Annotated in this window: 14 protein-coding genes and 1 pseudogene; 12 read left to right on the top strand and 3 right to left on the bottom strand. The window is 40.9% G+C overall.

Annotated features, from left to right (window positions below):
- Nucleotides 1-318 precede the first annotated feature (318 nt).
- The gene (locus O9324_RS08675) at nt 319-606 is read left to right on the top strand and encodes a BrnT family toxin (RefSeq protein WP_288139967.1); all 288 of its coding nucleotides are present in this window, start codon (nt 319-321) and stop codon (nt 604-606) included.
- Nucleotides 584-808: a hypothetical protein gene (locus O9324_RS08670; RefSeq protein WP_288139966.1), complete on the top strand. Its 225-nt coding sequence runs from the start codon at nt 584-586 to the stop codon at nt 806-808. Before O9324_RS08675 ends, O9324_RS08670 begins: the two co-directional genes overlap by 23 nt.
- Nucleotides 809-1,450: 642 nt before the next feature.
- Here O9324_RS08670 and O9324_RS08665 read toward each other — a convergent pair.
- Nucleotides 1,451-2,002 carry an REP-associated tyrosine transposase gene (locus tag O9324_RS08665; RefSeq protein WP_288139965.1) on the bottom strand — a complete coding sequence of 184 codons (552 nt, stop codon included), beginning with the start codon at nt 2,000-2,002 and terminating at the stop codon, nt 1,451-1,453.
- Between the two features lie 374 nt (nt 2,003-2,376).
- Between O9324_RS08665 and O9324_RS08660 the strand changes: the two genes are divergently transcribed.
- The 6 genes from O9324_RS08660 to O9324_RS08635 all read left to right on the top strand — a co-directional run bounded on the left by O9324_RS08660 (nt 2,377) and on the right by O9324_RS08635 (nt 5,272).
- Nucleotides 2,377-2,652 (top strand): hypothetical protein, encoded by a 276-nt coding sequence (locus tag O9324_RS08660; RefSeq protein ID WP_193955894.1) that lies wholly within the window; start codon nt 2,377-2,379, stop codon nt 2,650-2,652.
- A gap of 7 nt (nt 2,653-2,659) precedes the next feature.
- A complete protein-coding gene (locus O9324_RS08655) occupies nt 2,660-2,869 on the top strand; it encodes a DUF2283 domain-containing protein (protein ID WP_260442120.1) in 210 nt (69 codons plus the stop codon).
- A 446-nt stretch (nt 2,870-3,315) separates the two neighbouring features.
- On the top strand, nt 3,316-3,510 hold the full coding sequence (locus tag O9324_RS08650) for an NAD(P)H dehydrogenase subunit NdhS (protein WP_002766960.1): 195 nt from the start codon (nt 3,316-3,318) through the stop codon (nt 3,508-3,510).
- A gap of 2 nt (nt 3,511-3,512) precedes the next feature.
- Nucleotides 3,513-4,187: an HAS-barrel domain-containing protein gene (locus O9324_RS08645; RefSeq protein WP_287735881.1), complete on the top strand. Its 675-nt coding sequence runs from the start codon at nt 3,513-3,515 to the stop codon at nt 4,185-4,187.
- 591 nt (nt 4,188-4,778) lie between these two features.
- The gene (locus O9324_RS08640) at nt 4,779-4,994 is read left to right on the top strand and encodes a hypothetical protein (RefSeq protein ID WP_287628234.1); all 216 of its coding nucleotides are present in this window, start codon (nt 4,779-4,781) and stop codon (nt 4,992-4,994) included.
- Nucleotides 4,991-5,272, top strand: a complete 282-nt coding sequence (locus O9324_RS08635; protein ID WP_287628232.1) for a type II toxin-antitoxin system RelE/ParE family toxin — start codon at nt 4,991-4,993, stop codon at nt 5,270-5,272. Before O9324_RS08640 ends, O9324_RS08635 begins: the two co-directional genes overlap by 4 nt.
- Nucleotides 5,273-5,329: 57 nt before the next feature.
- Here O9324_RS08635 and O9324_RS08630 read toward each other — a convergent pair whose 3' ends face one another.
- Complete coding sequence (locus tag O9324_RS08630) at nt 5,330-5,665, bottom strand: hypothetical protein (RefSeq protein WP_288139964.1); 336 nt, start codon at nt 5,663-5,665, stop codon at nt 5,330-5,332.
- Nucleotides 5,666-5,959: 294 nt separating this feature from the next.
- Here O9324_RS08630 and rpe point away from each other — a divergent pair, with 294 nt between their 5' ends.
- Nucleotides 5,960-6,667 carry a ribulose-phosphate 3-epimerase gene (gene rpe, locus O9324_RS08625; protein ID WP_287628230.1) on the top strand — a complete coding sequence of 236 codons (708 nt, stop codon included), beginning with the start codon at nt 5,960-5,962 and terminating at the stop codon, nt 6,665-6,667.
- Nucleotides 6,668-6,715: 48 nt separating this feature from the next.
- On the opposite strand, the gene hisN is transcribed toward rpe, so the two are convergent.
- Entirely contained in the window at nt 6,716-7,522 is an 807-nt protein-coding gene (hisN, locus tag O9324_RS08620; RefSeq protein ID WP_288139963.1) for a histidinol-phosphatase, read from the bottom strand.
- Nucleotides 7,523-7,860: 338 nt separating this feature from the next.
- On the opposite strand from hisN, the pseudogene O9324_RS08615 reads away from it, so the two are divergent.
- The 3 genes and pseudogenes from O9324_RS08615 to hypF all read left to right on the top strand — a co-directional run bounded on the left by O9324_RS08615 (nt 7,861) and on the right by hypF (nt 11,160).
- Nucleotides 7,861-8,119: pseudogene (locus O9324_RS08615) on the top strand (hypothetical protein).
- A 52-nt stretch (nt 8,120-8,171) separates the two neighbouring features.
- Nucleotides 8,172-8,846, top strand: coding sequence for an ATP-dependent Zn protease (locus tag O9324_RS08610; RefSeq protein WP_287628227.1), 675 nt, complete (start codon nt 8,172-8,174; stop codon nt 8,844-8,846).
- 49 nt (nt 8,847-8,895) lie between these two features.
- Entirely contained in the window at nt 8,896-11,160 is a 2,265-nt protein-coding gene (gene hypF, locus O9324_RS08605) for a carbamoyltransferase HypF (RefSeq protein WP_288139962.1), read from the top strand.
- The last annotated feature ends 197 nt before the right edge of the window (nt 11,161-11,357 follow it).

Below are 11,357 nucleotides of genomic sequence, written 5' to 3'. Positions count from 1 at the left end.
GCGATCGCTGATCTTGTAGGGTGCGTTAGGCGGCGATAATCTCTGGCAAAAAAACAAATTAACAATCCGCCGTAACGCACCAACTTCACCATTAAACCGGTGCGTTACGCTTTCGCGCTTCGCACCCTACGATTCATGTTTCTGTTTTAGTGCGATCGCCGATCTTGTAGGGTGCGTTAGGCGGCGATAATCTCTGGCAAAAAAACAAATTAACAATCCGCCGTAACGCACCAACTTCACCATTAAATTGGTGCGTTACGCTATCGCTAACGCACCCTACGATTCTGTTTAGGGGGAGATTGAACTAGAATTGAGTTTATGAACTTACAATTTGAGTGGGATAACGCCAAGGCAAAACTTAATCTCAAAAAGCATGGCATCAATTTTGAAGAAGCCAAGGCTGTTTTTCGAGATCCTTTAGCCTACATTTTTGATGATGAGTGGCATTCGGTCGGTGAAAAACGAGAAATTATTATCGGACACGATGACAAGAATCGTCTTTTAGTAGTTTGTTTTACTGAAAGAAATCAAATGATTCGTATTATCAGCGCACGTTTAACAACCAAAAAAGAACGACAAGACTATGAAAAATATACAGGATTCTGAAACCAAACAAAATTTACAAGATGACCTACTTCCTGAATATAACTTTGATTATACTAAGGCTCATCCTAATCGTTTTGCTTCTCAGGTAAATGAAATAAAAATAACTGTCACCTTAGAACCAGATGTCGCTAAAGTTTTCAAAAATTCTGAAGATGTAAACAAAGCACTGCGAGCTATCTTATCCGCTATCCCTGAAAAATAAGATCTTGTAGGGTGCGTTAGGCGGCGATAATCTCTGATAAAAAACTCAAATTAACAATCCGCCGTAACGCACCAACTTCACCATTAAATTGGTGCGTTACGCTATCGCTAACGCACCCTACGATTCATGTTTCTGTTTTAGATCTTGTAGATTTATGTTTTTGTTTGAGCGCGATTGCCGATCTTGTAGATCTTGTAGGGTGCGTTAGGCGGCGATAATCTCTGACAAAAAAACAAATTAATAATCCGCGCCCCACGCACCAACTTGATTATTAAACCGGTGCGTTAGCGATAGCGTAACGCACCCTACGATTCATGTTTTTGTTTTAGTGCGATCGCCGATCTTGTAGGGTGTGTTAAGCGGCGACAATCTCTGACAAAAAAAACAAATTAATAATCCGCGCCCCACGCACCAACTTGATTATTAAATTGGTGCGTTACGCTATCGCGCTTCGCACCCTACAATTTATGTTTTTGTTGGCGGCGATTATCTCTGATAAAAACAAATTAATAATCCGCGCCCCACGCACCAACTTGATTATTAAATTGGTGCGTTACGACGGATTGCTAGATCTAAGCAAAAGCAAAGATTATTACCGTCTAACGCACCCTACATTTTATTACTAGAATATTGATAATTAAATCACTCATCCCAAATTGCTGTTGGTATTTCTTTTATTCCATCGCTCCCCCAATTAGGCGGATAAATTCCCTGAGCAATAAACCGATGGATGCTTGAAAACTGCCAATCTTGCGGATTCGCACATAATTCATGTTTTACGGGATTATAATGAATATAATCACAATGCAGAGCAAAATCTATTTCATCTCGAAGCAAATGTTCCCAATAGCGACGCTGCCAAAGATTGCGCTCTCTTCGGTTTATTCGTGACTGAGAAACTTCTCGGTTAATACCTAATTGTTCTGCATAATGCTTGGTGACATACGTTTTAATCAATCGCAATCTCAGAGAAAAATCTTTATCTTCTGGTGGCAAAGTTAACAAAAAATGAAAATGATCTGGTAACAAAACAAAAGCATCAATTGAGAAAGGATGTTTTTCTCTTACCTTTTCAAGAGCTTCTCTGAGAGCCTTCCGTCCAATTTCACTACAGAGCCAGGGTTCACGGTGATAAGTAACTTGGGTAATAAAATAAGTACCGCCAGAAACATTAGGTCTTCTATAATTAGGCATTGTTCTATCTTTAATATATCTCTTTGGTGGTGCGTTACGACGGATTGCTAGTCTAAGTAAGAGCAAAGATTGTCGCCGTCTAACGCACCCTACATTTTACTCTACTGACCAAAAAAACAAATTAATAATCCGCGCCCCACGCACCAACCTTATCATTCTGTGTTACCGAATAAGATATAATTGGGAAGGTGAAAATAGCGCAGTCACCGATCTTGTAGGGTGCGTTCCCTGATGCAACCCTTGTTACTCCATTCGTTTTATGATGGGGAACGCACCACCAAACACGGAATATTCGGTGGATTACGGTGTTGGGGGGTTGGGAAGGAGAATTTAGATTAAAATAGATAACAGATAATTAGCAAAGTCTGCTCATAATGCCGAATATTATCTGGTCAGATTACTTACAATACCGAGCCAAACTGAGAGGATTTGAACTTGCTAAAATAGAAGAGATTCTCAAATACTCTGGAGAAAGGTACTACGATACTGAAACGGGTCGTCTTATTGCCGTAGGCAAGCATGATAATCGTTTAGTAATTATTCCTTATGAATACGATGATAATTTTATAACTCCTGTCACCATTCATGCGACAACACGCCAACAAATTCGATTTCGCCTAACAACTGGGAGATATACTATCCATGAGTAACCCTAAAATGAGATACTTTGAACAAGAAGACATTCTTCATTTAACTATTTCTGATGAACCAGAAGCTAAAAGTGTAGAAATTAATCCAAATATTACCGCTGAACTTAATGATTTAGGAGAATTAATTGGCCTAGAGATTACTAATGCTAGTTCTTTTATCCGAGATTCAATTTTAGAGTCAACCCAAGGAAAAATATTAAATTTGTCCCCCCAATGACTTGTTAAGTGCGATGCCGAAGGCACTGCCTAGCAGTACGCCGATCTTGTAGGGTGCGTTAGACGGCGATTATCTTTGATAAAAAACTCAAATTAACAATCCGCACCCCACGCACTAACTTTATTATTAAATTGGTGCGTTACGCTTAGGAATGGCTCACCCTACGAGTTAGTGCGCTCGCCTGTAGCTGGGGTTGAGGGTTGAATAGAGCAAATTATAAATTATTAAAGCAAAATCGATGAGAACCATTCCCTTAACTTTAGAACAGCTTATTTAAGCAGTACAACAATTGTCGCCTGATCAACGAATTGCGATCGCCTGATCGGGTAGAGAACAGGGACGTATTGCCTAAGACGGATAACAGAAGATAGAGGTAAGTCACGACTCCCTGATCACTAATTTTTGATAAGCTAAGAGACAGTAATTATAATTTCGTCGTCAATCCTATGATTTTGCCAGGTAGTACCGTTCGAGTCAGCAATCCCGATGATACCTACTATAAATTTGAAGGTTTAGCCCAGCGTTTAAGCGATGGGAAAGTAGCCGTTCTTTTTGAGGGGGGCAACTGGGATAAGTTAGTCACCTTTAATCTCTCGGAATTAGAAGAAGTAATTATTGCCCCCGCTAAAGGCAAAAAATAACCATGCGTCCACCCTTACCGCAATTGGCTACGGATAACCGCCATCCCGATCATATCGCCGAAGTTATCGAGACGACGACGACCGAGTTTTTAGCGCAATGTTTGGAACCAGAGGAGTTAAACTTTCCTTTTATGCCTGCTTTTGGTAGTTGGGTAAAAGCCTACGATGAAGAAACGGGTAATAAGATTTTTGGGATTGTCACCTTTGCCACCACTGCACCCATCGATTCGGTACATCGCGCTAGAGCTTTGGGGTTATCTTTGGCTGAATTGCGGGAACAACAGCCGCAGATTTTCGCTATGTTAAAAACGGAATTTCGGGCAACTATTGTCGGTTTTGAAACCCTGCCTGGACAATTTAATGGCAATGGTGCCGGGCGAGGTTATATCTATCAATATATTCCTCCCCGGCCCCCACAAATTCATCAGGCGGTTTATCAATGTGAGTCGTTAGAAGTGGTTTATTTTAGTGAACAATTAGACTTTTTACGAATTTTATTACAGGTCAAAAATACTCCCGTAGAAGCTTTGGCAGCTGCTTCTATCCGTCAGATGTATCAATTGCGTCAAGCCGATCGACAATGGTTAGTGAATGTGGGCAGACAGTTAAGTGTTTTACTTAAGGATGATTATGATCGCTTGCGTTATATTCTCAGTCAAATTCATATTCACGCTTAGATGATGGCGTTGTCAGATCAGAAGAGGAAAGATGCAATGCTCCGGTGCTGATTCGGAGCATCTTTCCATTTGACAAAGCCGATTGTCGGGCTAATTCATGAATTAGCCCTACGCCGATTGTCGGGCTAATTCCACTGCTAAATCGAGCGACTCTTGTTCCCCACTTAAGCCCAACTATCGGCACTATTCGTTCATTAAACACTAATTGTCAAGATGCCATGTAATCTTTCCTCTCAAAGTAATTTCAGTTCCGGTGCTGATTCGGAGCATCTTTCAATTTGACAACGCCAAAAATGGGTTCTTCGTTACTTGGTATGGTTCTATAGAGTGGCATAAATCGACTAAATCCTTATCTGGTAAGAGACTTAATTGATTAGAACGTAGGTTGGGTTGAAGTATGAAACCCAACGCTCGCTCATGTTACGCTACCGCTAACCCATCCTACAAATAATTGTGCCTCCCTACTTAGTTAGTTCTAAATAGTTGACTAGACAAAAAATGTCGATATAATGAATGGTTATGCGGTAACTCTCGCTATTTTTAGCCTTGATTGTAAATTCTAGATAGTTTAATTGATCGCCCCTTAAGAAAATGGCAATACAAACAACCTTTGCAGAGATTCTAGAAGCAGCCGAGCAACTTCCCCTTGAAGATCAAGAAAATCTCATTCATATTTTACAGAATCGTCTTCGAGATCAAAAAAGAACGGAATTGGTTAGAGGTGTTCAAGAAGCTCAACAGGAATTTGCACAAGGTCAATGTCAACCCCTGACATCTGAACAAATCATGGAGGAAATCCTTTCGTGAATTTTGTTTTATTACGCTCGAATATATTTATTAGAAATGCTCGAAAAATTGTGAAAAAACAGGCTTTTTTAGTTCAAAATCTCCAAGAAACTTTAGCTTTATTATCCGTAGATCCATTTCAACCTCGATTAAGAACACACAAATTAAAAGGGGAGCTTAAAGACTCTTATGCTTGTAGTGTCGGCCATGATTTAAGAATTGTCTTTAAATTCGTTGAATATGAGCAGAAACAGGCAATTCTTTTAGAGTCAATTGGGACTCACGATGAAGTTTATTAGTGCGGATGATTATTGCGCTCAGTTTGGAGAAACCGAACCAGAATCAAGATAAAAAACCTAAGATGCGTCATTAACAGATATTTCAGCTTTTTTGAGTGCAATTTGCCATTCTAAGTCAGCTATTTCTCGATCGAGTTCAACAATTTCACTATTAACTTGCTTTAAATCGGCGATAATTTCTTGTTTACTGCGTTTTCTACCGTAGATAGCCAGTTCATCCTCTTGTAATTTCTCAAGGATAGAGTCTAGGGAAGCGGTTAAATCGGCTGAGGGATTGTCCATAATACCTAAACGCATTAAGACCTGTACTGCTTTGAGAACGTCTTGCTGATAAGCTTCTCTAGAGGGGTAATCTTGGGGGTTTTTGAGATTTAAAGCGTCAATGATATTCATATTCGAGGTTATGAAGGTTAAATGCGAAACTGTGATTATGTCACATTTATATAGCTTAAGTTTCTAATAAATTCCCTAACAGGGATGGCAATATATTTTATTTTAGAGTAGAAATGATTGATTGTCAGTAGCGGTTATTGCTATACAACAATCACAAATTTTTGTCTGTTACAATTTATACAAAATGCCCTGGGATTACCCCGCCTGAAAACTCAAATCCGATTAGTGATCACTGGTCACTGATTGCTGATAAGATTGTTACGAAAATATAAACACGAAATTCTATAGTTAGCCATGACCCAAAACGGAAGCTCGAAGTCGATCGTAGTCTCTCCCTCGATCCTATCGGCGGATTTTAGTAAATTAGGAGCCGATATCGAGGCTGTGGATAAGGCAGGAGCCGATTGGATTCACGTTGATGTGATGGATGGTCGTTTTGTCCCGAATATCACCATTGGACCCCTGATTGTCTCCGCTATTCGTCCCTATACGAAAAAACCTTTAGATGTGCATTTAATGATCGTGGAACCGGAAAAATATGTGGCTGACTTTGCGAAAGCTGGTGCTGACATTATTTCTGTTCACGCTGAACATAATGCTTCTCCCCACCTCCATCGTACTCTTTGCCAAATCCGCGAACTCGGTAAACAAGCGGGTGTGGTATTAAATCCCTCCACTCCCTTAGATTTAATCGAATATGTGCTGCATTTGTGCGATTTAGTCTTAATTATGAGCGTTAACCCCGGTTTTGGTGGCCAGAGTTTTATCCCAGAAGTTGTCCCAAAAATCCGTCAATTACGCCAAATCTGCAATGAAAAAGGCTTGGATCCCTGGATTGAAGTGGATGGCGGCTTAAAACCGGCTAATACTTGGCAAGTTCTCGAAGCGGGTGCTAATGCGATCGTAGCAGGTTCGGCGGTATTTAATGCCCCTGATTACGCAGCGGCGATCGAAGGTATCCGTAACAGCAAACGTCCCCAACCTCAATTAGCCACCGTTTAATTGCCGCAGGGGTGGGTTAGCTGTTGATTAATTATCTTAGTATTTGCACTAACCTACTCTGCTGATTTGTTCTAAAACCTGCCGCCATAAACCCGAATTAGAGACGGCTAAAACTTCGCTAGAATCAGCTTGTAGGGGATTACCTGACCAATCGCTAATTATTCCGCCCGCACCTTCAATAATCGGGATTAAAGCACAAAAATCGTAGTATTTCAGGTCTGATTCTAGGATTACCATCGCCATGGCAGTGCAGCCAGTGGCTAACATCATATAGTTATAACAATCACCCCCAAAAGCGCTACGTTTACAGACGCTTTGCATCTGACGAGCGATCGCTTGCTGTCGTTCTGTGATAAACATTAAGGGAGTGGTGGAGGCTAAACAGGCATTTTTTAAGGCAAGTTCCCGATCTTGACAGTAGGGATTAACAATCATCTGGTTATTATAAAGACTCGCTTTTCCCTTCACTCCTAACCAGCGATCGCCTAAAATCGGTTGATCGACAATTCCTAAAATCGGTTGATTTTCTGCCACTAGGCCGATTAAAGTCCCAAAAATCGGTAATCCCTTGACAAAAGAGGATGTGCCATCGATCGGATCCAATACCCAATAACGACCACTTTGGGAGGGAATATTGGTTCCTTCTTCCCGAATAACCCCATCTTCGGGTAATTCTCGCCGAATAATCGCCACCATCGCCTCCTCAGCTTCTTGATCGGCGATTGTTACTATTGAGGAAACTTGATCGAGTTTGGTTTCGGTTTCTAGATGAGGCTGCCGAAAATAGCGCCGGATAATCTCTCCAGACGCGTCCGCTAATTGATGAGCTAGTTGGATAGTGCGATCGATATTCATGAGCGGAAACAATACAGCAGAATTTAGAAGACAGGAGACAGGAGTAGGGAGTGGGGAGGTGGGGAAGTGGGGGATTTAGCGGAAATTTCCCGATCACCCTCAATCCCTATTGCCTCTTGGATAGTGCGATCAATATTCATCAATAAAAGTTATCCATACAGGAAAACGATAATGTTTATTTATGGTAAAGGGAAGTGGGGAATTGGGGAAGTGGGGGAAATTTCCCTATCACCCTAAATCCCTATTGCTGCGTCGAACCTAGAACTATCAATGGGGAACAGCTTGATTTTGACTCCATCTCAAGACGAGAAAAAATTAATCTATTAGGAGTTTAGCTGATGACGGCTTTTACGGAAAATGACCTAAAAAGGTTAGAAGATTTGATTATCAATGGACAAAAAGCGATCGAAACTCGTTTAACCTCTTTGGAGAGTGGACAAAAAGCGATCGAGAATAGCGTCGGAGAGATCAAAAGAGAAATTCAAGAAAATCACGGGTTTAAATGAAAGAGTGCAACTCATCGAGGCATCCGTGGGAAAAATACCCGATTTAGCCGAAAAAATTGGGGAAGTAAAAAACTGGATTCGGGGAAAATAAAACTAGGCAATGTAACATAGTATTAAGCATTTGTATCTTTTTATTAATTTTTATGGAACAGACAGCCTTAAATCTGATCGCGATTACCGTTTTTTCGATCACTCTTTCCGTATTTGTCACTCCTTTGCTGTCTATTTCGCCTTTTGTCCCCGCTTTGGCTACTTTTAGCCTCTTGGGATTAGTTACGGTTGATACTCTCACCTTTAATAACCGGGGCGTGACTTTACTACTGGATGCTCTTTCTCCCAGTAAACACCGTCAAAGAGTTATTCACCACGAAGCCGGACATTTTCTCACCGCTTATATTTTAGGCATTCCGATCGCCAGTTATAGTTTGACCGCTTGGGAAGCCTTTCGTCAAGGCCAGGAGGGAGTCGGCGGTGTTCAATTTGAACTAGCAGATTTAGAGCAAAAAGTCAAGAACTTTACCGATTTTCCCGCTTTTTTAGAGAGAATTTCTACGGTGTGGATGGCGGGAATTGCTGCCGAAACCTTAGTTTATGGTAAAGCGACAGGGGGAGAAAGCGATCGATTTTATCTGCAATCGGCCTTAAAATTAGCGGGGGTTCCTGAGAATAATTATGCTCAAAAAGAGCGCTGGAGTTTATTACAGGCAAAAACTCTTTTAGAAAAACAACAGACTGCCTATCAAGCTTTAGTGATAGCTATGGAAAAAAGGGCCAGTGTGGAAGAATGCTGTCGGGTGATTAGTGAAAGTTTAGTATAACGGGAAAAGTAATCAGGGATAGATTTGATGATTTCTCCGTTAAATTTTTATGAATAATCAGAGCATTCAATCCGATCAGCGATTAGCTTTAATTGTGCGCGGAGCAGTACAAGGAGTCGGTTTTCGTCCTTTTGTTTATCGATTAGCAACGGAATTAAACCTAACTGGTTGGGTGAATAATACAGCAGCGGGAGTTTTTATTGAAGTCGAGGGCGATCAAGAAAAACTAGAAACTTTTTTGACTCGATTATCTTTAGAAAAACCCCCTCGATCGCTAATTGAAAATATTGAGGCTCAATGGTTAAATCCTGTCGGTTATCAAAACTTTAGCATACGCCAGAGCAGCGGCGGTAAAAAAAATACAATTGTTCTGCCCGATTTAGCCACTTGTCCCGATTGTTTAGCCGATATTTTTGACCCAAATAATCGTCGTTATCGCTATCCTTTTACTAACTGCACTAACTGCGGCCCTCGCTACAGTATTATCGAGAGTTTACCCTATGATCGCAGTGCCACAACCATGAGGGGTTTTAATCAGTGTCCCCAATGTCAAAGGGAATACGAAAACCCTCTGGATCGCCGTTTTCATGCCCAACCGAATGCCTGTCCTCGTTGCGGACCCCAAATCAGTCTTTTAGACAGTCAAGGCTCTGTATTAGCGGAAAAAGATCAAGCTTTAATCGCCACCGCTAGAGCAATTAAACAGGGAAAAATTATAGCGATCAAAGGGTTAGGAGGATTTCACCTAGTTGTCGATGCAAGAAATACGGAAGCAGTGCAAAAATTGCGACAACGTAAACAGCGACCGGATAAACCTTTTGCCGTGATGTATCCTAATCTTGAGTTAGTGAAAAACCACGGTTATGTCTCTTCTTTAGAATCCCAATTATTGCAGTCTCCTGCTGCGGCAATTGTCCTGATTAAACAAAGAAAAAATTATCTTTCTGCTGCCGTTTCTCCGGGTAATCCCTATCTAGGAGTCATGTTCCCCTATACTCCCCTACACCATCTTTTATTAGCAGAATTAGGCTTTCCTATTGTGGCAACCAGTGGTAATCTAGCCGATGAACCTATCTGTATTGAGGAAAAAGAAGCTTTAGAAAAATTAGGAACCATCGCCGATTTTTTTCTAGTTCACAATCGTCCCATAGTTCGACCAGTGGATGACTCTATTATCAGGGAAATGGCAGGAAAAGCGATGATTTTGCGGCGAGCGCGGGGATATGCTCCCTTTCCCGTTAAAGTTAATGAGGGAGATTTTCCCCCGATTTTGGCCGTGGGAAGTTATTTTAAAAATACCGTGGCTATCTACCAAAAAAATCAAGTTTTTATCAGTCAACATATCGGCGATTTAGATACAGTTAATGCTGTTAATCATTTTGAAAATATCCTCGATAGTTTAAAAAAATTATACGATTTTGCACCCGAAGTTATTGCCTGTGATGCTCATCCAGAATATCTAGCAACTAAGTACGCTTATAGCTTAAATTTGCCCGTTATTCCCATTCAACACCATTACGCTCACGTTTTATCCTGCATGGCAGAACATCAGCTACAACCTCCGGTTTTAGGGGTTGCTTGGGATGGAACGGGATACGGTTTAGACGGCACAATTTGGGGGGGAGAATTTATCCATATCACTGCCGATTCTTGGCAGCGAGTCGCCCATTTTAAACCCTGGCCATTACTGGGAGGAGAAAAAGCGGTTAAAGAACCCAGACGAGTAGCTTTAGGATTACTAGAAGTTATGGAAAATACTGATAGGATAAAATCAGCTTTTAGTGAACAGGAATGGTCGATTTTTAGGCAAATGTTAACAAAAAAAGTTAATTGTCCTTTAACTTCTAGTGTCGGGCGTTTGTTTGATGGTGTGGCGGCGATTCTAGGTTTATGTTATCAATTAAGTTTTGAGGGACAAGCAGCAATGCAGTTAGAATTTGCCCTTGAGGACATTAAAACGGAGGAATATTATCATTTTTCTTTGTCCGCCGACTCCCCCACAGTTATTGATTGGAATCAGATAATTTTAGGAGTTGTTGAAGATTTAGAAAAACAAGTACAAATCGGCATAATTGCCGCTAAGTTTCATAATAGTTTATGTGAGATTATTGTAGAAATTGCTCAGAAAATAGGTAGAGAAAAAATTCTCCTGACGGGAGGCTGTTTTCAAAATCGTTATCTGACGGAAAGAACAATTAATCGCCTACAAGCTTCGGGATTTCAACCCTACTGGCAGCAAACTGTTCCCACTAATGATGGTGGTATTAGCCTTGGTCAAATTATCGGAGCTTTTTCTCAACTTAAACAGTTCTAGATAAGTAGGTGGGTGGAATTAAATATAAGATGAACGTAGGTTGGGTTGAAGTATGAAACCCAACGCCCGATTATGTTACGCTACCGCTAACCCATCCTACAAATAATTGTGCCTCCCTACTTAGGACAAAATTAACTTCTTGGTTAGGACAGGCAAGAGGTAGTTATAAACCACAGAGACACAAAGAACACAGAGAG

The sequence above is a fragment of the Microcystis sp. LE19-84.1B genome, assembly GCF_027531875.1.
GTDB lineage: Bacteria > Cyanobacteriota > Cyanobacteriia > Cyanobacteriales > Microcystaceae > Microcystis > Microcystis panniformis.
The sequence above is the reverse complement of the archived record's forward strand: the minus strand, read 5'-3'. Positions and strand labels throughout refer to the sequence as shown.

Excerpts from the sequence above, each read along its gene's own strand:
- O9324_RS08675 (WP_288139967.1), top strand. The coding sequence starts at position 319 with ATGAACTTACAATTTGAGTGGGATAACGCCAAGGCAAAACTTAATCTC.
- O9324_RS08670 (WP_288139966.1), top strand. The coding sequence starts at position 584 with ATGAAAAATATACAGGATTCTGAAACCAAACAAAATTTACAAGATGAC.
- O9324_RS08665 (WP_288139965.1), bottom strand. The coding sequence starts at position 2,002 with ATGCCTAATTATAGAAGACCTAATGTTTCTGGCGGTACTTATTTTATT.
- O9324_RS08660 (WP_193955894.1), top strand. The coding sequence starts at position 2,377 with ATGCCGAATATTATCTGGTCAGATTACTTACAATACCGAGCCAAACTG.
- O9324_RS08655 (WP_260442120.1), top strand. The coding sequence starts at position 2,660 with ATGAGATACTTTGAACAAGAAGACATTCTTCATTTAACTATTTCTGAT.
- O9324_RS08650 (WP_002766960.1), top strand. The coding sequence starts at position 3,316 with ATGATTTTGCCAGGTAGTACCGTTCGAGTCAGCAATCCCGATGATACC.
- O9324_RS08645 (WP_287735881.1), top strand. The coding sequence starts at position 3,513 with ATGCGTCCACCCTTACCGCAATTGGCTACGGATAACCGCCATCCCGAT.
- O9324_RS08640 (WP_287628234.1), top strand. The coding sequence starts at position 4,779 with ATGGCAATACAAACAACCTTTGCAGAGATTCTAGAAGCAGCCGAGCAA.
- O9324_RS08630 (WP_288139964.1), bottom strand. The coding sequence starts at position 5,665 with ATGAATATCATTGACGCTTTAAATCTCAAAAACCCCCAAGATTACCCC.
- rpe (WP_287628230.1), top strand. The coding sequence starts at position 5,960 with ATGACCCAAAACGGAAGCTCGAAGTCGATCGTAGTCTCTCCCTCGATC.
- hisN (WP_288139963.1), bottom strand. The coding sequence starts at position 7,522 with ATGAATATCGATCGCACTATCCAACTAGCTCATCAATTAGCGGACGCG.
- O9324_RS08610 (WP_287628227.1), top strand. The coding sequence starts at position 8,172 with ATGGAACAGACAGCCTTAAATCTGATCGCGATTACCGTTTTTTCGATC.
- hypF (WP_288139962.1), top strand. The coding sequence starts at position 8,896 with ATGAATAATCAGAGCATTCAATCCGATCAGCGATTAGCTTTAATTGTG.